Here is a 21,331-nt window from a genome sequence, read left to right as displayed (position 1 = left end):
TCGAAGTCTGACACATGCCCATCAAAATCCCATCTGATCTTCCCGCTTTTGACGTCCTGACCAAAGAGGGCGTCATGGTTATGGACGAAGATCAGGCCATGCGTCAGGATATCCGCCCGTTGCGCATTGGATTGCTGAATCTGATGCCCAAGAAAATCCAGACGGAAAACCAGTTCGCGCGCCTGATCGGTGCAACCCCCTTGCAGATCGACCTGTCCCTGATCCGCATGACCGAACACCGTACCAAAAACACTGCGGCCGAGCATATGTCTGAGTTCTACCGCCCCTTTCAGGAGGTCAAAGACGAGAAGTTCGACGGCCTGATCATCACGGGCGCTCCGATCGAGCATCTGGAATTTGGTGACGTTACTTATTGGGACGAAATCAGCGAAGTCTTCGAGTGGACGCAGACGAATGTTCATTCGACCTTTGGTGTTTGTTGGGGCGGAATGGCGATGATCAACCATTTCCACGGCGTGCGAAAACACATGCTGGACGCCAAGGCGTTTGGTTGTTTCCGTCACCGGAACCTGAACCCGGCCTCGCCGTTTTTACGCGGGTTCTCAGACGACTGCGTGATCCCTGTCAGCCGCTGGACAGAGATGAAACAGGGTGAAATCGACAGCGCCCCCGGTTTGAACACTCTATTGGGCAGCGACGATGTTGGGCCTTGCCTGGTCGAGGATCCTGAGCACCGCGCGCTCTATATCTTCAACCATTTCGAATATGACAGCGATACGCTGAAGCAGGAATATGACCGGGACGTAGCAAATGGCACACCAATCAACGTGCCGATCAACTATTACCCGGATGATGATCCATCAGAAACGCCACAAAACCGGTGGCGCAGCCATGCGCATCTGCTCTATGGCAACTGGATCAACGAAATCTACCAGTCCACGCCTTTCGATATGAGCAAAATTGGCAAGTAAAGCGTTCATACTCCTTGGCCTCATCGTACTGGGCCTTGCCGTGCTGACCGCTTGGCGCAGCGCCAGGAATGAGGCGATGGCCGAAGCGGCCTTTCCACCCGAAGGTCAGGTTCTTGATGTTGATGGCATCGCCGTACACGCCGTTGTGATGGGCGAAGGCCCGGACGTGGTTCTGATCCATGGCTCTAGCGGGAACACGCGCGATATGACCTTCGCGCTGGCCCCCATTCTGGCACAGAACTTTCGGGTTATCGTGTTCGACCGCCCCGGCTTGGGGTATTCAGAAAGCTTCAACCCCGACGGCGAAACCATCATCGAGCAGGCAGATATCCTGCAACGGGCAGCAGCTCAGCTTGGGGCCGAAAAACCCATCGTTGCAGGCCAAAGCTATGGCGGGTCGGTCTCGCTTGCGTGGGCAGTAACGCGTCCTGAACACATCTCGGCCCTGGTTCTGATCGCGCCTGCGGCCATCCCGTGGGAAACACCTTTGGATGGGTTTAACCGGCTGGCCTCAACAACCGCAGGCAATGCGCTGGTCCTGCCCCTGATCAGCTCTTTCGTGCCCGACTGGTATGTAGCGCAAGCGTTGGACAAAGTATTTGCGCCACAGACCGCGCCTGAGGGGTACGCGGAGCACTTCGGCCCCGGCCTCACGATCCGGCGTGGCTCAATGCATGCAAATGCCAAGCAACGCGCCAATCTGCTGGATGAGATTACCCGTCTGCAGCCCAGATATGGCGAGATTTCTGTACCAACGGAAATCATTCACGGAACCGCTGACGACACGGTTGGTCTTGAATGGCATTCCGAACGCCTGATCGACCAAATCCCAGGGGCCGAGTTGATCGACTTGCCCGGCATCGGCCACATGCCGCAGGTGGTCGCCGCCCCCGAGGTCGCCGCCGCCATAGATCGTGCGGCCCAGCGTGCGGGTTTGCGTTAATCCGGGCTCTAATCCATAGTAAGATATGGATTTTATCGCGAGGTGACATATGGCCCGGTCCGAAAAAGGTTCTATCGAAAGATATTATCAAAAAGACGCCCCCAAGGCGGTACGGGAAGAAATCAAGAAATCGGGAAAAGGCGATATTCTAAACGCCACATACCCATATCGCGAGAAGATGAAGACCAAAGATTATGACGCTCAGATGGAGCTTCTCCAGATTGAGTTGGTCAAGATGCAGTCCTGGGTGAAAGAAACAGGTCATCGGGTGGCGATCATCTTTGAAGGGCGTGACGCCGCTGGTAAAGGCGGCACCATCAAGCGGTTCCGCGAAAACCTGAACCCGCGCGGCGCGCGCAATGTGGCGCTTGCAAAACCTTCAGACGCGGAACGCAGCCAATGGTATTTTCAACGCTATATCGCCCACCTGCCCGCCGCTGGTGAAATCGTTTTCTTTGACCGGAGCTGGTACAACAGGGGTGTCGTCGAGAATGTCTTCGGTTTTTGCACGCAGGAAGAGCGTGAGAGGTTCTTCCGTCAAGTTCTGCCGCTGGAAATGGGTTTGGTGAATGACGGGATCCATCTCTTCAAATTCTGGCTCAATGTCGGGCGTGCCGAGCAGTTGAACCGCTTTTTGGCGCGCGAGACGGATCCGCTCAAACAGTGGAAGCTTAGCCCGATTGATGTGGCGGGTCTGAACAAATGGGATGAGTATACGGAATCGATCTCGGAAACGCTGACCAGATCGCACACCGACGCCTGCCCTTGGACGATCGTGCGTTCAGACGATAAGAAGCGTGCGCGTCTTGCAGCCATCCGTACAGTCCTACATGCGTTGGACTATGATGAGAAAGACAAGAAGAGCATCGGCAAGATTGATCCGCAGATTTGCGGTGGCCCGGATGTCTGGGATGCGTAACCCTGCACTCCAACGAAGTGTTTTGACGGACAGGGTTGGACGGATCTGCGTGTTTGCTCTATCTCGTTGTTTTCAAACACTGCATCAAGACAGCTGAGGCCGGAATGACGAAACGCGGGTATCACCACGGGAACCTGAAACAGGCTTTGGTCGAAGCCGCGTTGTCCCTGATTGAAGAAAAAGGGCCTACTGGTTTCACCCTGTCCGAAGCCGCAAAAACCGCCGGAGTAACTCCTGCAGCCGTCTATCGCCATTTTCAGGGACGTGAAGACCTGATTGCCGAGGCGGCGCGGCAAGGGTTCGAGATGTTCGCAGATCTGATGCAATATGCCTATGACAAGGGGCAGCCATCAGCGTTGGCAGCGTTCGAGGCAACCGGACGGGCTTATTTGGCCTTTGCCCGCAAGAACCCCGGCCACTATATCGCGATGTTCGAAAGCGGAATCTCTTTGAACCGCACGACCGAGCTTTCTTTGGCCGCTAACCGCGCCAAGTCGGTTCTGGAAAAAGCGGCGGCGGACCTGTCCCAACATATTCCGCCAGAAAAGCGCCCACCTGCATCGATGTTCAGTGCCCATATCTGGGCGATGAGCCACGGTGTTGTTGAGCTTTTTGCCCGCAACACTGGCGCAACCTCTCCATTTCCGCCAGAGGATTTGCTGGAAAGTGGGATTGGCATTTACCTACGCGGTTTGGGCCTCATTCCTCAAGACGACTGAAACGGGTCACAGCAACCGGTTACCTTGTGGCATACTCAGACCCGAGGTCACATTAATCAGGTCCATCTCGCCCATTCCCTTGATGTCAACACAACCAAGGTCGGAAACCTGAAATTCATCGATCAGTGCATACTTCATCTCTTCCGGTGCCACGATGTTCATTGGGTTGGCGAAGACTTGCAAGCGGGACGCTATGTTCACAGCCGGGCCAAAAACGTCATAGACATATTTCTGAATTCCAACGACCGATCCGACCGCAGCCCCCATCCCTAGGCCAATCCGGGCCTGCCATTTGTGCGGATGACTTTCGTTCCGGCGCTCGAGATAACGGAGGAACCGCACGGCACAATGCGCAACAGCCGTGGCGTGATCAGGGGTCGGGTCAGGCATACCGGACACAGCAAGGTATGCGTCACCTATTGTCTTGATCCGCTCACACCCAAACTGTTCGACGATACGGTCAAAAGCCGTGAAGATATCGTTCAGCTCGCTCAGGGTCACGGTTGGGTCGGTCTTGGCTGCAAAATCTGTGAACCCGACAAAATCCAACATCACCACCGAAACCTGCTGATACAGCTGAGGTGTGACGACGCCAAATGTCTTGAATTCTTCATAGACGGCCCGTGGCATCAGGTTCAGCAACAGGCGTTCAACCCTTTCTTTTTCGCGCTCAAGTTCTCGGGTATTGCGCTCGACCATGGTGGAATAGCTGTCGATCATGCTTTCCAGCTCGCGAATGCGGGTGATGTTCTGGCATTCCACAATCAGCACCTGCTCCGACAACCCATTGGCCAGCGACACTGTCACCGCAAAGATCAACGTCCGGCGTTTTGGTTTGATCTGAAGCTCAACCGAGTACCTCAGGCCAGACTGTTTGACATCTTCCAGTTCTTTGGGGTCGAGATCCGGCAGAATATCTCCAAGCGTATTCCCTTCTTCCGGGGTCCCAAACCATTCCGCGAAAGGTCCATTGTGAAACACGAACTCCAGATCCGAGGCACGCACCACGGCGACACCAACACCAATGGCACGCAACAGTTGCTCATTGATTGCCAGTATGCTCATGCCGCAGTCCGGACGACGATGATGGACCGTTTGCCCTCAATTGCGGCCAGCGCTGTTTTGATATCCCCGTCCGACATGCCATGGGCGCTCAGCGCATCGCCGAACAGTTCCGCCATGACGTCAAATTCATCATGTGAGATGTTCAGATGCCGGTGAACAGCTTCAATTCTGTCGTCGTTGAATGATGCAGGTCCTCCGATTAGCGAAGACACAAACTTCGTCTGATGGTCAATCAAACGGGGCATGTCAATGTCCTCGAAGTAATGGCCGATGTCGTCAGAATCCAATGCCATCTCATAGAAGGTCATCACGACGCGGCTGATTGTTTTGAAGCCGCCATACTTTTCATAAAGTGTCTGTGTCACACGAATACCCGCGCGTTACTGATCAATAACACCACAACTCTATATCAAATTGATATTTTTGTTAACGTTTATGATCAGTATGCTCCGACCGGAAAAGAGTTTTCAGGCAAGTCAATTGAAAACTGCCGCAGGTCTTTGCACCCGAATAACTTAAAACAGTAAAACGAGTAGATGAAGCCAACACACCCAGCTGGTTTCAAAAGCTTCTCCTGCCCCTTCATCCTTCATGTGATTTTCAGTGGCGGCATCGGTGAATCAAACCGATCTGCACCCGTGCACCAAAGATCATCACAGTTAGGAAGATTATGGCGGAGAGACAGGGATTCGAACCCTGGAGACGGTTTCCCGCCTACACACTTTCCAGGCGTGCGCCTTCGACCACTCGGCCACCTCTCCGTGCCGGCGATATGTGAACGAATGTGGTCAGATTTGCAAGGCCCCAATGCGGCGAAAAATCGGGAATGACCCAAATAAGTTGCCCTGCCCCCGTGCGGCTCTCACCCGGCCATTTCAGATCGTTTCAAGGACGTTGGATAACGCCGTTAAACTTCGTCACCAGCGTCTGGATCCAAATCAGCCTCTGTAAGGTCAGCGGGTTTTTGTGATGGGGCCTCGGGCTTGCTTTCCACGGGTTTGGCAGGGTCTCTCTGATCTTTGACATCCGCCTGCAAAGCTTCGGGATTGCGCAACCAGATGTCGCGCTGAGCAAACGGAATCTCGATACCCGCGTCCGAGAATCTGCGGTTGATCTCGTGGTTCATGTCGGACTTCACCGACAGCACCCAGTTTACGTCACGCAGGATTGCGCGGATCTCGAAATCAAGGGAATCCGCGCCAAAGCCCTGAAACACAACACTGGGCGCCGGGTTTGCCAAAACCATCGGATGGTTATTGGCGATCTCACCCAGAATGGTTTCGACTTGGCGCGTATCGGTACCGTAGGCGACACCAACGGGCACGATGACACGCCCAATTGTGTTGCCTCGGGTATAGTTCGTCACCACGCCGCTGATCAGATCCGAATTTGGAACGATCACATCTGTTCTGTCGAAGGTTTCGATCCGGGTCGAGCGGACCGAGATATCGCGCACATAACCCATCATACCGTTCACATCAATCCAGTCCCCCTTGGAAATGGGGCGTTCCACCAAAAGGATGATGCCAGAGACAAAGTTGGACACGATGGTTTGTAGACCAAAGCCAATGCCGACCGACAAAGCACCGGCGACAATCGCAAGCGACGACAAGTCAAACCCGGCTACCATGATTGCCACAAGCGCAGCGAGAAATATGCCGACATAGCCCGAACCAGCCACAATCGCGTTTTGGCCACCCGGATCAATTTTGGTCTTCGGCAGAAGTGAATTGCGCAACCCGCTTTGCAGCAACCGTGTCAACGCGTAACCGATCGCGAAGACAGCTACAAAAGTCAGGAAGTTGGTCGGTGAAATCGTGACACCGCCAATGTCGAAACCAAGCAGTAAGCGTGACCACGCTTCCAACAGATCGGTTTCACGCGCACCCCAATATATCGCCAGAATAGGCAGCGCAATTATGGCCAGTGCAAAACCGACGAGTACCGCAAAAAGAGACTCACGAGCCGCGTCCCCTTGCCCGGTAATCCAGCCGTAAATCTGGCTGATGAATCTTTGCAGGATGACCAACGCCCCGATGAGCACCAGAGTCTTCACAGCAGGGAACACGATTGCTTCGGCCGCATTGGTGTACCCAAAGATCGCCAGAATAGGAGACGCTATCCCTAATAAGAACAATGCCCGGCGCAAGAATTCGACCAATTGGCTGAAGCCTGCCGCTCGAGTTGATGCAGATTGGTCAGGCGGACCGTCCGTGGTGCGAATCTGGCGTATGCGCAGCAGCAACAAAGCTGTTGCGACAATGACCGGGAAACTGACAACGGCTCGGGTCGCATCCGAGATGTTTTCGATCCGTTCGAACAGCAGTGCCAATTCGTGCAAAATCAGCATCACGGCAAGCAGGTCGATGTACAGGCGCAGCTCTCTTATTTTTGCAGCGGACAGCCGTTTGAACCCCTGCGACGCGCCGATCACATATACCTGCCGACCAATCCAGTCGTAGAACAGGATTATCCCTGCCCAATACGGGATGTTTTGCAGCAGCAGGCTTCCCCTCAGTCCCGTAACACCAGTCAGGCTTATCGCAGTTACCGCGGCCAGAACCCCAATCCAAGGCAACAGAATGCGTAAAAGCGAAATGACGAAAGACCAAACCCCAGTGCCGGACCCGCCCCAAAGTCTTAAGTATTCCCCCCCACGTTCGGACCACTTTTTGCCAAAAATCAGCAGTACAGCGGAAAGGGCCAGCAGTACGAAAATTGCCAATCCGCGGTCACGGATTTGTTCGCGCACAACGTCTGAACGAAAGTTGGTGATCGTTTCATTTCCGAGGCTCTGGATTGCTTCTTTTACGTCCACCCATGCCGGACCCCAGTATGCGGGGTTTATCGGCGACGGACCTTGTTCAAAGAACTCCTTGGTCTGCCGCGTACGCAGGATCTGATCTATTTCGCTGATCAAACCGTTGGCACGGCTATATGCCTCCTCGGAAATAATCCGCGGCACGCGCAAGCTGTTTAGCTGTTTTTCCAGATGCGCCCGCAACGTTGCAATATCTTCCGGCTCGGTCGCGTCCCCTTCGGGCTTGGGACCAAGTGCGTTGATTTGACTGTCCAACGTGGAAATACGGTCGGTGTTGGCGCTTCTCGCTCTGTTAAAGTCGTCCCTGTAACTATTAATTTCTGAACGTAAATTTTCCAGAGCTGCGTCCGAGGCACGGTTCGCCTCGATCACATCTTCTGCACGGTCCGCCGTTTTCAACCACCCCTGATAATATTCGCTCTGCCGGTTACTAAGCTGCGCATCCGCGCCGCCTGCGAACCCAACTAGGCACAGAAAGAACAGGGTAAGAAACAGGCGGACCTGCGCCAGCATCATACGTCCTCGAACACGCCCGGAATGCCTCGGGGGGCCTCGGTCATCCAATCCGGTACCGGCAGTTCCTTCTCGCGCAGGAATTCCGGGTTGAACAGCTTGGACTGATAGCGGGTTCCGTAGTCACACAGAATGGTAACGATGGTGTGGCCCGGCCCAAGATCCTTTGCCAGACGCACCGCTCCGGCCATGTTGATGGCGGTCGAGCCACCCATGACCAGCCCTTCCTCGCGCAGCAGATCGAAGATCAGCGGCAACGCCTCATTATCCGTCATCTGGTACGAGAAGTCCGGCTTGAAGCCCTCAAGGTTCTTGGTGATGCGCACTTGACCGATGCCTTCGGCAATGGAACTGCCTTCCATCGCGATTTCACCAGTGGTGTAGTAAGAATAAAGCCCTGCCCCCATCGGATCGACCAGGCCAATTTTCACACCTTTGGGCTGCAAAGCGTCGGCCACGCCGGCCAGAGTTCCGCCAGAGCCAACAGCGCAGACAAAACCATCGACCTTGCCGTCGGTTTGCTCCCAGATTTCAGGGCCGGTTGTTTCCACATGCGCCTGACGGTTGGCAACATTGTCGAACTGGTTTGCCCAAATCGCGCCATTGGGTTCGGTTTTTGCCAATTGCTCGGCCAAACGACGCGAATAGTGCACAAAGTTGTTGGGGTTGCGATAGGGTGCGGCCGGAACCTGAACCAACTGCGCACCCGCAAGGCGCAGCATGTCTTTCTTTTCTTCCGACTGGGTTTCCGGGATTACAATCACCGTCTTGAACCCCATGGACGCACCGACCAGTGCCAGACCAATCCCGGTGTTGCCCGCCGTTCCCTCGACAATCGTGCCGCCGGGCTTCAACTCGCCTCGGGCTACCGCATCACGGATGATGTAAAGCGCCGCACGGTCCTTGACGGACTGGCCGGGATTCATGAACTCGGCCTTTCCGAGGATCTCACAACCGGTTTCTTCACTGATGCGCTTCAACCGGATCAGTGGTGTTTTCCCGACTGCGTCGGCAAGGTCTCGTGCAATGCGCATGGCGCCCTCTTGTCGTTTGGTATCAGAGAAGATTTACAGCCGCGCCGCCGCGACCACAAGCATGATAGTCATGCGCGCAACCTGTCCCGGTGGCGCGCCAGCCAATAGGCCAGTGCCACAAGTTGTACGTCTTTGAAAACATGACGATCCGTCATCTCTATGAACGTATCAAAAGGCAGTATCTGACTTCGAATATCTTCGCCTTCGGTATCAAGGCCGCCAGTTGTGGTGGTATGGGTCAAGTCACCCAATCCGACAAACAGATACATGAAACCGGTGGAAGACCCGCTAGACGAATATGCCCCGCCCGCGTACTCCAGCCGGTCAAACGTTACACCTGCTTCTTCCATCGCCTCACGATGGGCTGCTTGTTCCGGCTCTTCGCCTGGATCTATCATCCCGGCCACGGCCTCCCACAGCCAGGGTTCGGGGTCGTTGATCAAAAAAGCCGGTGGTCTGAATTGTTCGACAACAAGCACAGTATCGCGCACCGGATCGTAAGGCAGAACGGACACTGCACTGCCTTGCATCAGGCTGCCCCGCTGCAGCACGGGGCCCATAGTGCCATCATGCTGCCGATGCTGAAGGTCAACCTCTTCCATCCCGAAATAGTTCACATAGGCACGATTGTGGCGATGCACGATAACGTCCTTTCTTGTATCTCTCAGATCGCCAGTGCGCCGTTTGCCCGCAAGAATCTTGGCCCACGCCCGGGTTTGGATAGCGCGAATATTGCCAGCCATGTCCTGAGGCTCCAGCCGACCGAAATATGCCATCTCTTCTTCCGCAGCCAGAGCGGTAATCTCCCCCAACCGGTCCACCCACCGTTGCAAAGACCAGGGCCCGTCCGGCTCCCAACTGCCTGGTGCAGGGAAAAAGACCTGTGCTTCCTGTTTGGTCCCGTCATGCAGAACCACCTTTACGGGTGTCAGGTCATAATCAAACGCACCCTCATAAAATGCCAACCGAGCCAGGTCTTTGGACGACAAATCTTGAACGAATACGCCTTGGGCGCTGTCACCCCGTGACGTCTGGATCATAGGAAAATCCTGACCCTGAACAGCCCAAACGGCATGATCAGGCAACATCGCCGTTTGAACTGAAATCTCTTGTAAAGAGCGGCCCAAAACACGTTCGAGCAACGGCAAATACCGCAGCGTTCCATAGAAAAATAAGTTAGGCAAACTCGAACTCTCAGATAATGGATTGCTTCAACGCCATTGGCGGTGGGCCTGTTCGGTGGCCAAACCGGCAACAACTGACCCAATAGCAAACGCAAGAAGTATTTCAGGTGTGATCAGCAGTTTGCCATAATCGACCCCGATTTTGAAAATAGCCAGAACTGCCTCGAAGGGACCGCCATATCTGTTGCGCATGGCGAGGCGGAACATCTCGTAACACCCCTGCACGAACAAGGCCCAAAACACCAGCGACGCGACACCCGTCAGGCCATTGTTGATCCCCGCCGTCCATCCTCGCCCGGCGCGCTTACCCATGATGGTCCAGCCACAGACCGCGCCTAACGCCATGTTCACATAGGTAAAGTAACCATAGTCCTTACCCTCTTCACCATTGTCGATGATCATCCCTGAGACAATGAAAGCCAGCACGACAAGGCAAAGAGCGGCGACAAGACGCGAGGCTGTGGGCATATGACAGTCCGTTCATTAACTTGGTTTTGCTATGGTGATCTGTGTCACATCACAATTGCTTGTGTCAAAGGCCGCGCCACATGCGGTCAAATAATAATTCCACATGCGGCGAAAACGCTCATCAAAGCCCATCTCAGCAATTTGATCCCACTTGTCGTTGAACGTCTCGTACCAGCGGCGCAGTGTCAGGTCATAGCTTTTGCCAAACTCTTTCGAATTCACCACACTCAAGCCAGCCTGGTCGATCTGTTGTCGCAAGATCGACGGCGATGGAAGCATTCCGCCCGGAAAGATATATTTCTGAATGAAATCAACGCCATTCTTGTAGTAGTCCCAGCGATGATCACCCACGGTAATGATCTGCAACGTCGCTTGCGCACCGGGTTTTAGTCGCTCTCGTACCGTTTCGAAATAAACGGGCCAATATTTTTGACCGACGGCCTCGAACATCTCGATTGAAGCGATGCCGTCATATTGGCCCTGTTCGTCGCGGTAATCTTGCAGCTTGAATTCTACCAGATCTGATAATCTCGCCTTTTCAATACGTTCTTTGGCATACTTGAACTGCTCTTGGCTGATCGTCAAACATGTGACGCGCAGGCCACGTTCCTTGGCGGCGTATTCCGCAAACCCGCCCCAGCCGCAGCCGATTTCCAGTATGTGATCGCCCGGCTTCGCGCCCATCTCATCCACAAGGCTTGCATATTTCGCGGTTTGTGCCTTTTCCAAGCTTTCTTGCCCTGTTTCGAAGATCGCACTGGAATAGGTCATCGTCTCGTCCAGCCACAGGCCGTAGAAATCATTGCCCAGATCGTAGTGATACGAGATGTTTTTCTTTGCCTGCGCCCGGTTGTTGCGGTGCAACCAAAATCTCAGCCGTTCATAGGCTTGTACTAGGAATTTTCCCGTAAACCCGTCATATACGGTTTCAGAGCCCAAATGCACGACGTCCATGAAGGATCGCAGGTCGGGCGTGCTCCAGTGACCATCAAGATAGGCGTCGGAAAAGCCCAGCTCTCCTTCGCGGATCAAACGCGCAAAGACGTCATCGTCATGGACGTCGACCTGAGCCACCGGCCCCGGCTTGGTGCCTTCGGCGCGAAATGTTCGGCCATCTGGCAACGTGATATCCAGACGCCCATGTTCCATATTGGTCAGCATCTTGAAGACTTGCGCGAAATATCTGGGCAGATCCTTCTGCCCTTCGGTTGTCGTCAGGATCATCCGCTCTCCCCTCTGCGGTATTGATGTAAGGCTAGGCCGCGATTCTGTTTCTGGCAAGTTTTCAATTCCTTAGTGGGATTTTCGGCTTTCATATGCACTGAGCGCACGGGTTCGCCCCTCGGCCAAAGCAACAATCGGTGCAGGGTAATCTGCGTCTGGGCGCAAACCCCAAGACTTTGGAACAGCCTCAAAATACGAAATGGCCGTGTCACTCGGGCTTTTCTCGCCTTCAGCGATCCAGCGCTTCAGATAAGTTCCATCCGGATCGAACTTCTCAGCCTGCGTCTGCGGGTTGAAAATGCGAAAGAACGGTGCCGCGTCAGGGCCCGAGCCCGCCACCCATTGCCATCCCATTGCGTTGCAGGCCGGGTCCCAATCGATCAGGCAGTCATCGAACCACTGCATTCCGATTTTCCAGTTTGTCATCAAATGCTTGGTCAGGTAACTGGCGACAATCATCCGGGTTCGGTTGTGCATTCGGCCCGTGACATACATTTGCCGCAAGCCTGCGTCGACCACGGGGACACCGGTTCTTGCCTGCGTCCAGGCAACAACTTCGGGGTGGTTCGGATCTGTGTTCCACGGAAAACTGTCCCATTCCGGCTTCCAGTTGCCCGTGACCAACTGTGGCGTGTGGTACATCAGGTGATAGGCAAACTCGCGCCAAACAAGCTGGCGCAGGAAGGCATCTGTGCCTGATACGCCCATCAATGCGGCCTGCTGAACCCGATGCCAGACTGTACGCGGGCTTATCTCGCCTAGCGAGAGATATTCCGACAGATTGGATGTTCCGTCCATATCCAGCCGATCGCGGTATTTGGAATACAGCGCAACACGGTCCAAAAACACGTTTAGGTGTTCGTGGGCAGCTTGCTCGCCGGGGTGTACATAGGGGCGCACGATCGACGCGCCCCTGTTCATGGCACGATCCAACTGCCACTTGTGCAGTTCTTCAGTTGACGGCCATTTTGCAGGAGCAAGCAATCCCGTCACAGAGGCGTTAGGCGCAGGTACACCCCGCCCTTGAACAGCGCGCCACATGGGCGTGTAGACGCGAAACGGCTGGCCGGTTTTGGTCGCCACAGTCCAGGGTTCAAACAGCAAATGCCCGGCAAAGGACTTTGCCATGACACCCTGTTCCGTCAACACCGACTTGATCTTTTTGTCGCGCGCTATCGATGCGGGATCATAAGATCGGGACCAATAGACAGCGCCGGCACCTGTCTCTTGGATGAGAGCTTGCAATTGGGCCAGCGCGTCGCCGCGACGCAGGATCAATCGGCTGCCGAGACCGTCAAGGGATCTGGAAAACGCCTCCAACCCCAACCCCAAGCGCCACTTTGGGGCGGCCCCCAACTGTTCGACAAGGTCATCGTGAAGAAAGACCGGAACAACCGGGCGACCGCTTTCAGCCGCTGCGGTTAAGGCTGGATGGTCCGACAGGCGCAAATCCCGTCGGAACCACATAATAATCGGAGTGTGCTCGTCTTTCATGTCCGCCCTGAGGTTTTCTTCGTACTACGAAGGCTCAGGGAAAGTGGATCATAAAACGCGTTCAAGTGCGTCTAAAAGCTGATCAATTTCCTGTTGCGAGGTATAGTGCGTGAAGCTCACCCGCAACACACCCTGCTCTGGCTCGACCCCTATGGCCTGCAACGCACGTACGGCATAAAAATCACCACCGCTCGCCATGACGCCGTATTGGGACAGTTCCTCGGCAACAGGGCCCGCAGGTCGGTTCAGGGACAACGCAACTGTCGGTGCGCGCCGGGTCGCATCGGATGTTCCGATCAGGCGGACTGCGTTGCGATCCTTGACAGCATTCAACACAGGTTGCAGCAAAGACACTTCGCGCATGCGCATCAGGTTATGCACAAACTCGCCTTGCGCGGCTGCGTCACTGTCTGGCCCACCATGATGTGCATTTAGCAGTTCGACATAATCCGCCATGCCTGCACTGGCTGCGATCTGCGCATGATCCGGACCTGCCGGGGTAAAGCGCTTGTGCAGAACATCACCGTTGAAATAATGCGCCTGATTGGGCAGCAACTCTCCTAACGTGCGGCGGATGACCATGCAGCCCTGATGCGGACCATAGGTTTTGTAGGCAGAAAACAAATAGATATCCGGCCCCAGATCACCAACATTCGGGAAACCATGCGGGGCGTAAGATACGCCGTCCACACATACAAATGCACCGGCGGCATGCGCAATGGCGGTGATTTCCGTTACTGGGTTGATCTCACCCACCACGTTTGAACAATGAGGGAAACAAACCAGACGAACCTTTTCGTCTAGCATGTTCTCTAAGTCCTGAGGGTTCAGCGAGCCGGTTTCAGGATCAATCTGCCATTCCCTTATCTCGATCCCTGCCTCGGCCAAACGCCGCCAAGGACCAGAATTAGCCTCGTGATCCTGATTTGTTACGACAATAGCTTCGCCAGGCTTCATCCATTGCCGGAACGCTTGCGCCAGAACATAGGTGTTTTGCGTTGTCGAAGGGCCAAAGCTCAGCTCGTCTGTGTCGACGCCCAGAATTGCAGCCATGCGGACGCGGGCCTCGTCCATTTCCGCACCACCCAGACGGCTTGCCTCGTAAGGCGCATAGGGTTGGACTTTGCGTTGGGTGTAAAACCGCGTCAGCCTGTCGATCACCGGTTTACACGTGTATGACCCACCTGCGTTTTCAAAGAACGCCTGCCCTTGCAAGCTGGGTTCGGAAAAAGCCGGGAACTGCGCCCGCACGAAGTCAATATCCAGAGAGCTCATGCCTCATTGCTCCTTATTATTTCGCATTTTGATCAATGAGATACCCGCACATGTTTCCGGGCATCTCAGAAATCACGGCAGGTCTTCCAGCCCAGCCTGTAGTCGCACGTCAAAGTGGCGAACTACGGGGCAGCTCTTTCGTAAAAAGAGCACGGACACATAGACAGTCACATCCATGACCGTCAAGGCGCAGCATAAAAGAAAACCCCGGCACAGCGTCGAGGTTTTGTAAGCAGTTCAGCGTCCGGTTTAACCCTGAACTTTGGTATACGTCCCCTCGCCCGCCAGAATTCCACGGAACCCGCCGGGTTCGTCCAGACCGAAGACGATCAGAGGCAGATTGTTGTCGCGCGCCAGCGCAATGGCCGAGGCATCCATAACGCGCAGACGCTTGGCCAGAACATCATCGTAGGTCACGGTGTCATACCGCACGGCGTCGGCGTGTTGTTTGGGGTCTTTGTCATAAACCCCATCAACACCGTTTTTACCCATAAAAATGGCCTCGCACGCCATTTCATTGGCGCGCAGAGTGGCTGCAGTGTCTGTGGTGAAATACGGGTTGCCAGTACCGGCAGCGAAAATGCAAACCCGCTTTTTTTCTAGGTGCCGTACCGCGCGGCGGCGGATATAGGGTTCACACACCTCATCCATGCGAATGGCCGAGATCACGCGGGTGAACACCCCTATCTCTTCCAGTGCCGACTGCATTCCCAGTGCGTTCATTACAGTGGCCAGCATACCCATATAGTCGGCTGTGGTCCGCTCCATTCCTTGCGCCGATCCGCTCAGCCCCCGGAAGATGTTGCCGCCGCCAATGACCATGCAGATCTCTACGCCCAGATCGTGAACCGACTTCACTTCTTGCGCGATACGCTGAACTGTTGGCGGGTGCAGGCCGAATCCCTGATCTCCCATCAACGCCTCGCCCGAGATTTTCAGCATCACCCTGTTATACTTTGTTTTCGGGGATTCAGCGGTTTCTAACGAAGGGGAAAGGCTCATGTTGCGCTCCGGGCTGGCACGGGTTTAATTTCCGGCGCAAAATGAAGCAAAAGCTCCGCAGGTTCAATGCGGTTGGTGAGGATTGAGGCAACCGCAAATGACCCAGCAATCAACAGCACAGTATTTTCAACAGCTGCCTCCTGTTCCCGATGACAAACCGGTTCTGATCGCAGGTCCCACTGCTTCCGGGAAATCCGCCCTGGCGCTTGAGGTTGCCGAACGATTTGGTGGCGTGATCGTCAACGCGGATGCCAGCCAAGTGTATGATTGCTGGCGGGTTGTCTCGGCGCGCCCGTCAGAAGAAGAAGAAGCCCGCGCGCCGCATCGCCTGTATGGTCATATCGCATACGATCAGGACTATTCGACCGGGCATTGGCTGCGGGAGGTAACGCCCTTGCTGAACGGTGCGCAACGTCCGATCATTGTGGGCGGCACTGGTTTGTATTTCACCGCGCTGACCGAAGGCATGGCACAGATCCCTACCACCCCAGCAGAGATACGGGCTGAGGCAGACCAGATCTCACTGCCTGAGCTCATTACAGGGGTCGATGATGAAACACTGGCCGGTCTGGACGTACAGAACCGGGCGCGTGTGCAGCGCGCCTGGGAAGTGCAGCGCGCCACCGGACGCAGCCTGCTGTCCTGGCAGTCCGACACTCCGCCGCCGGTTCTGAATCTGAAAGACACAGTGCCGATTGTGTTAGACGTTGATAAGGCTTGGCTTTTGGCACGAATAGAACGCCGGTTTGATCAAATGCTAGAGCAAGGCGCTATTGAAGAGGTACGCGCAATGCTGGACAGGTTTGATCCCAACCTGCCAGCCTGCAAAGCAATCGGGGTACCAGAGCTCAGAGCGTATCTGAGCGGCTCAATGACGCTCGATCAAGCCCGCGATCGCGCAACGATTGCGACACGACAATTCGCTAAACGACAACGCACCTGGTTTCGGGCTCGCATGAAGGCATGGAATCAGATCGACCCCTCAAAATGATACCAAACTTGACGCCTTTCTGGCCTTGACCAAAAAATACCGCATAACAAATTGTTTTTGAATATTTTTTTGCTTAACCTTGCGCCATGCATGGAAGCTATACCGCACAAACCCAAAGCTCGCCGCAGTTGCGAAGCGAGGTGTTCAACATAGCGAGAATGTCGTTTTTGTACTCTCAATGACGAATTCGAACATTGACCTAGCCTGATTTCTGGTGCCGAATACCGCCATGGGGATGCTCAGAGACCAACAATCAGAACCCTTTAATCTGGCGACAGGTAACAACCAAGTCGCGTAGAAGCATAATCAATCAACAAAATCTAATGTCACAGGGAGACATCTATGACGAATGACGTAACCACCAATGACAAGGTGCACTGGGCGGCCGAGATGCACGCACAGGAATACCGTGACGGCAAACTGAGCCGTCGTGAGTTCCTGGCCCGCGCCACTGGTCTGGGCGTTACCGCAGCCGCCGCCTACGGCATGATCGGCATGGCAGCACCAGCATATGCTGAAGGCGAAGACGCCAAGAAAGAAGGCGGTACACTACGCGTTCAACAGGAAGTACGCGCGCTGAAAGATCCACGCACTTATGACTGGTCGCAAATCGCCAACGTATCACGCGGAACGCTGGAATATCTGGTCGAGTACAACTCGGACGGTACATTCCGCGGCATGCTGCTGGAAGGCTGGGAAGTCAACGAAGACGCGACTGTTTACACTCTGAAAGTCCGTCCGGGCGTCAAGTGGAACAACGGCGACGACTTCACAGCGGACGACGTGGCTCGCAACGTCGCGCGCTGGTGTGACAAGAGCTCGGAAACCAACTCGATGGCTGGTCGTTTTGCGACACTGGTTGACGCGGACACAGGCCAGGCCGTTGAAGGTGGTATCGTGGTTGTTGACGCAAATACTGTCCAACTGAACCTGCCTGCATCGGACATCTCGTTGATCGCGGGTATGGCTGACTATCCGGCGGCCATCGTTCACAGCTCGTTCAACGAAACCGACCTACTGAACAATGTCGGCACAGGCCCATACCTGATGAGCGAGTTGGAAGTCGGCGTGAAAGCCGTACTAACACGCAACGAAAACCACACCTGGTGGGGTGAAGAGGTCTTTGGTCGCCCGGCGCTGGACAGCATCGAGTATATTGACTACGGCACCGACCCGTCTGCTTGGTTGGCGGCATTGGAATCCGACGAAGTCGACATGCTGTATGAATCAGTCGGTGAATTCATCGACGTGATGGACGGTCTTGGCTATGTAAAGTCCGAGGTTGTCACGATGAACACTATCGTAATCCGCCCGAACCAGCTGGCAGAAGTCGACGGCAAGCAGCCCTACGCTGATAAACGTGTGCGTCAGGCGTTGCAAATGGCCGTAGACAACGCTGTTTGCCTTGAGCTGGGTTTTGGTGGCCGTGGCTCGCCTGCCGAAAACCACCATGTCGGCCCAATCCATCCGGATTATTTCGAACTGCCGCCACAGAAAGTTGATCCGGAAGGCGCTCGCAAGCTTATGGAAGAGGCCGGCATGGCCGATTTCGAGCACGAATTGATCTCGATCGACGACGACTGGCGTCGGAATACAACCGACGCTGTCGCCGCTCAGCTGCGTGACGCAGGTATCAAGGTCAAGCGGACGGTTCTTCCGGGCAACACCTTCTGGAACGACTGGGCGAAGTACCCGTACAGTTCGACCAACTGGAACCACCGGCCGTTGGGCGTTCAGATTTGGGCACTGGCCTATCGTTCTGGAGAGGCTTGGAACGAATTCGGATGGGCTAACCCGGAGTTCGACGCGCTGCTAACCCAAGCGCTGGCCATTGCGGATGCCGACAAACGGCGCGAAGTGGTCGCCAAGGGCGAAGCGATGATCCAAGAAGAAGGCGTAACAATCCAGCCTTACTGGCGGTCGCTCTATCGTCACATGAAGGACGGTCTGGTCGGTACCGACATGCACGTGTCGTTCGAGCACCATCACTATAAGTGGGGTTGGGCCGCGTAAAGCCAGCCTGCTTCTCACTAGGGGCGCCTGATCGGGCGCCCCTTTCCAGCCGCAGACATTGCCGACACGGGGTCGGATGTCCGAGGCCAGAAAATGGTCCACTGATCTGCGGAACACCCGAACAACAGGGGCCAACATGGGACTCTTTATCCTCCGACGGTTCGGCGTGATGCTACTTACGGCATTATGTCTTACTTTCGTGGTCTTCTTTTTGACCAACCTCTACCCGAACCTTGAAAAGCTGGCCAAAACCCAAGGCAACCAGCGGATGTCAGACGAGCAAGTTGAAACTTGGCTGGACAATCGAGGCTACCTGCAACCCACACTGATCAAATACGGCCAGTGGCTTGGCGTGATGCCGGGCTTCACAAAAACACTGGACGACGGGACTTTTCTGGGCTCTTGCGTACGACCCGGTTCGACCGAGGAAAACACGCCCCGCTATTGTGGTGTTCTGCAAGGAAACTGGGGCTATTCCACAGTTTTCAAGGACGAGGTTGGTAAAATCGTCGGTGTGCGGCTTGGCAATACCGGCTACTTGATGTTCTGGGTTCTGGTTCTGATGGTGCCTTCGGCGCTGCTTGTTGGTGTGCTGGCGGGGATGCGCGAAGGATCTGCCATGGATCGGTCGCTGTCGACCTTCTCGATCATCACGACCGCGACGCCTGAATATGTATCCGGCGTGATTTTCATCGCGATCTTCACCTCTTCGACCGTCGGCCTGAAATGGTTCAAGGGCACGGCGACGTCGGCAATGGAAAACCCGACATTCGAGAACTTCTTCCTGCCGGTTCTAACAATTTCGCTCTATGGGATGGGTTACATCGCCCGCATGACGCGCGCCTCGATGACCGAGGTGATGACCGCGCAATATATCCGAACCGCGCGCCTCAAGGGTGTGTCCTTCGGCAACATCGTCATGAAGCACGCGTTGCGTAATGCGCTGATCGCGCCTTTCACGGTCATCATGCTGCAGTTCCCGTGGCTGCTGAATGGTGTCGTGATCGTCGAGACCCTCTTTAACTACAAGGGCTTTGGCTGGGCGCTGGTTCAGGCGGCAGGCAACAACGACATCCAGCTGTTGCTGGCGATTTCTGTTGTGTCGGTTTTTGTGGTGCTGTTCACCCAGCTGATCTCGGATATCGGCTACGTTTACCTTAACCCGCGTATCCGCATTTCTTAAGGAGGGTGAGATTATGGAACCATTGACCTGGACCGGCTCTATCGCCTTCCTGAACCCATTGCTGATGATCGCACTGGCTGCGCTGATTATCTCAATCGTAACCTGGATCGTTGCCAGCATCTTTCTGCCAGAGCAGCAAATTGTCGTAAACTCGGATGGGTCCGTCAGTTCAAGCGGCGGCATTCGTGGCCTGATTAACTTGGCGTTGCAGTACAGCTTCCTGGCCTGTGTCGGATTGGTGCTCGCTTATCTGGTGCTTGGTGTCCTTATGGGCACCGGCGCCGGAATAATCGGCGCGATTTCACAGCAGTTCCTGCCCGTTTGGGTGGCATTGATCATCATGTTTGCCATGTCCATCGCGTTCAAACGGCGGCTGGGATTGTATGGCAAACTTTACGACAGCCCAATCGGCATGATCGGCTTTGGCCTTGTGATGTTCTGGGTGTTCACCGGCATCTTCGGCGCACTGGACCTGATCGTTACACATGACCCGCTTGTTCAGCTGTCTGGCATGAAGAACAAGGTCCCCGGCACGCCTATTCCAAACCCTGAAGAAGGCCAGTTTGCCTGGTATCTTCTGGGCGGAGACAATCTGGCACGGGACGTATTCAGCCGCATGGTCAGCGGTGCCTGGATCGTGGTGCAGATTGCTCCACTGGCGACGATGTTTGCCTTTATGGTGGGTATCACCTTGGGTCTGCCTGCGGGATACTATGGTGGTCGCCTCGACACGTTCCTGTCGTTTCTGGCAAACCTGATCCTCGCTTTCCCGGTCATTCTGCTGTTCTACCTGTTGGTGACACCGGAAATCGTGGCGACAGGTGTGCCGAACTATATGGCAGCCGTGTTGTTCATCTTCCCAATCCTGTTCATCGGAGTATTGTTGAATTCGCGCTATTATACGCGCCCGAATTTCCGCACGCCTCTGTTGATCGGGGTTCTGGGTGTAGCGATATGGTTGTACCTGTCACTGATCTCGACTGGCGGTTACATCATCAACACCGAGAGTTATCGAATTTGGGGCCTGCCCACCTATCTGGATCTGTTCGACATTCCAGGCGGTATTCTGGTGGTGTTCGTTTCAGTTGTGTTCGTCAACTCGCCCACGGTATTCCGTATCGTGCGTGGTCTGGCACTGGACATCAAAACCCGGGATTACGTCGCGGCGGCGCAAACCCGTGGCGAAGGACCTTGGTACATCATGCTGTGGGAGATTTTGCCGAACGCGCGTGGTCCACTAATCGTCGATTTCTGTCTGCGTATCGGGTATACAACGATCCTTCTGGGAACTTTGGGTTTCTTCGGACTGGGCCTTCCACCTGAAAGCCCGGATTGGGGATCCACGATCAACGAGGGGCGCAAGCTTCTGTCGATCTACCTGCACCCTGCCCTTCCGCCTGCCTTTGCCCTGCTGTCGCTGGTTCTTGGTCTGAACCTGCTGGCTGACGGTTTGCGCGAAGAAAGTCTGAAGGACTGATGTGATCGAGGCCGGGGGCTCTGCCCCCGGACCCCCGAGGTATTTTTAGCCAGATGAAGGGGATCCCCGCATTT

18 protein-coding genes and 1 tRNA gene are annotated in these 21,331 nt (G+C 55.0%); 8 read left to right on the top strand and 11 right to left on the bottom strand.

Annotation, left to right across the window (positions count from 1 at the left end; translation table 11 throughout):
* The first annotated feature begins 14 nt into the window (after positions 1 to 14).
* From metA to GOV90_RS01515, 4 genes are all read left to right on the top strand, one after another.
* Positions 15 to 932: a homoserine O-succinyltransferase gene (metA, locus tag GOV90_RS01530; RefSeq protein WP_171089671.1), complete on the top strand. Its 918-nt coding sequence runs from the start codon at positions 15 to 17 to the stop codon at positions 930 to 932.
* Positions 922 to 1,875 carry an alpha/beta fold hydrolase gene (locus GOV90_RS01525; protein ID WP_171089669.1) on the top strand — a complete coding sequence of 318 codons (954 nt, stop codon included), beginning with the start codon at positions 922 to 924 and terminating at the stop codon, positions 1,873 to 1,875. The genes metA and GOV90_RS01525 overlap by 11 nt, the downstream gene beginning before the upstream one ends.
* A 49-nt stretch (positions 1,876 to 1,924) precedes the next feature.
* Positions 1,925 to 2,794 carry a polyphosphate kinase 2 gene (ppk2, locus tag GOV90_RS01520; protein WP_171089667.1) on the top strand — a complete coding sequence of 290 codons (870 nt, stop codon included), beginning with the start codon at positions 1,925 to 1,927 and terminating at the stop codon, positions 2,792 to 2,794.
* Positions 2,795 to 2,898: 104 nt separating this feature from the next.
* Positions 2,899 to 3,513, top strand: coding sequence for a TetR/AcrR family transcriptional regulator (locus GOV90_RS01515; RefSeq protein ID WP_171089665.1), 615 nt, complete (start codon positions 2,899 to 2,901; stop codon positions 3,511 to 3,513).
* Between the two features lie 6 nt (positions 3,514 to 3,519).
* Here GOV90_RS01515 and GOV90_RS01510 read toward each other — a convergent pair whose 3' ends face one another.
* The 11 genes from GOV90_RS01510 to pyrH all read right to left on the bottom strand — a co-directional run bounded on the left by GOV90_RS01510 (position 3,520) and on the right by pyrH (position 15,593).
* Positions 3,520 to 4,578, bottom strand: coding sequence for an adenylate/guanylate cyclase domain-containing protein (locus GOV90_RS01510; protein WP_171089663.1), 1,059 nt, complete (start codon positions 4,576 to 4,578; stop codon positions 3,520 to 3,522).
* Positions 4,575 to 4,943: a group 1 truncated hemoglobin gene (locus tag GOV90_RS01505; RefSeq protein ID WP_171089661.1), complete on the bottom strand. Its 369-nt coding sequence runs from the start codon at positions 4,941 to 4,943 to the stop codon at positions 4,575 to 4,577. The genes GOV90_RS01510 and GOV90_RS01505 overlap by 4 nt, the downstream gene beginning before the upstream one ends.
* Positions 4,944 to 5,249: 306 nt before the next feature.
* Positions 5,250 to 5,339, bottom strand: a tRNA-Ser gene (locus GOV90_RS01500).
* A 146-nt stretch (positions 5,340 to 5,485) separates the two neighbouring features.
* Complete coding sequence (locus tag GOV90_RS01495; RefSeq protein WP_171105217.1) at positions 5,486 to 7,912, bottom strand: DUF3772 domain-containing protein; 2,427 nt, start codon at positions 7,910 to 7,912, stop codon at positions 5,486 to 5,488.
* Positions 7,912 to 8,946 (bottom strand): cysteine synthase A, encoded by a 1,035-nt coding sequence (locus GOV90_RS01490; RefSeq protein ID WP_171089656.1) that lies wholly within the window; start codon positions 8,944 to 8,946, stop codon positions 7,912 to 7,914. Before GOV90_RS01490 ends, GOV90_RS01495 begins: the two co-directional genes overlap by 1 nt.
* Before the next feature lie 68 nt (positions 8,947 to 9,014).
* On the bottom strand, positions 9,015 to 10,130 hold the full coding sequence (locus tag GOV90_RS01485; protein WP_171089655.1) for an NUDIX domain-containing protein: 1,116 nt from the start codon (positions 10,128 to 10,130) through the stop codon (positions 9,015 to 9,017).
* 27 nt (positions 10,131 to 10,157) lie between these two features.
* Complete coding sequence (locus GOV90_RS01480) at positions 10,158 to 10,598, bottom strand: TrgA family protein (protein ID WP_171089653.1); 441 nt, start codon at positions 10,596 to 10,598, stop codon at positions 10,158 to 10,160.
* A 15-nt stretch (positions 10,599 to 10,613) separates the two neighbouring features.
* A complete protein-coding gene (locus GOV90_RS01475; RefSeq protein ID WP_171172804.1) occupies positions 10,614 to 11,822 on the bottom strand; it encodes a cyclopropane-fatty-acyl-phospholipid synthase family protein in 1,209 nt (402 codons plus the stop codon).
* Positions 11,823 to 11,891: 69 nt separating this feature from the next.
* Complete coding sequence (locus GOV90_RS01470) at positions 11,892 to 13,316, bottom strand: deoxyribodipyrimidine photo-lyase (protein WP_171089649.1); 1,425 nt, start codon at positions 13,314 to 13,316, stop codon at positions 11,892 to 11,894.
* A gap of 48 nt (positions 13,317 to 13,364) precedes the next feature.
* Positions 13,365 to 14,591 (bottom strand): aminotransferase class V-fold PLP-dependent enzyme, encoded by a 1,227-nt coding sequence (locus tag GOV90_RS01465; RefSeq protein ID WP_171089647.1) that lies wholly within the window; start codon positions 14,589 to 14,591, stop codon positions 13,365 to 13,367.
* Positions 14,592 to 14,840: 249 nt separating this feature from the next.
* Positions 14,841 to 15,593 (bottom strand): UMP kinase, encoded by a 753-nt coding sequence (gene pyrH / locus GOV90_RS01460; protein ID WP_171089645.1) that lies wholly within the window; start codon positions 15,591 to 15,593, stop codon positions 14,841 to 14,843.
* Between the two features lie 97 nt (positions 15,594 to 15,690).
* Here pyrH and miaA point away from each other — a divergent pair, with 97 nt between their 5' ends.
* The 4 genes from miaA to GOV90_RS01440 all read left to right on the top strand — a co-directional run bounded on the left by miaA (position 15,691) and on the right by GOV90_RS01440 (position 21,257).
* On the top strand, positions 15,691 to 16,584 hold the full coding sequence (gene miaA, locus GOV90_RS01455) for a tRNA (adenosine(37)-N6)-dimethylallyltransferase MiaA (protein WP_171089643.1): 894 nt from the start codon (positions 15,691 to 15,693) through the stop codon (positions 16,582 to 16,584).
* A gap of 342 nt (positions 16,585 to 16,926) precedes the next feature.
* Positions 16,927 to 18,597 (top strand): ABC transporter substrate-binding protein, encoded by a 1,671-nt coding sequence (locus GOV90_RS01450; RefSeq protein WP_171089641.1) that lies wholly within the window; start codon positions 16,927 to 16,929, stop codon positions 18,595 to 18,597.
* 136 nt (positions 18,598 to 18,733) lie between these two features.
* Positions 18,734 to 19,780 (top strand): ABC transporter permease, encoded by a 1,047-nt coding sequence (locus GOV90_RS01445; protein ID WP_171089639.1) that lies wholly within the window; start codon positions 18,734 to 18,736, stop codon positions 19,778 to 19,780.
* Between the two features lie 13 nt (positions 19,781 to 19,793).
* Positions 19,794 to 21,257: an ABC transporter permease gene (locus GOV90_RS01440; RefSeq protein ID WP_171089637.1), complete on the top strand. Its 1,464-nt coding sequence runs from the start codon at positions 19,794 to 19,796 to the stop codon at positions 21,255 to 21,257.
* Positions 21,258 to 21,331: the final 74 nt, after the last annotated feature.

The sequence above is a fragment of the Ruegeria sp. HKCCA5929 genome (assembly GCF_013034525.1).
Lineage (GTDB): Bacteria > Pseudomonadota > Alphaproteobacteria > Rhodobacterales > Rhodobacteraceae > Ruegeria.
This window is presented reverse-complemented; position numbering and strand designations above follow the sequence as displayed.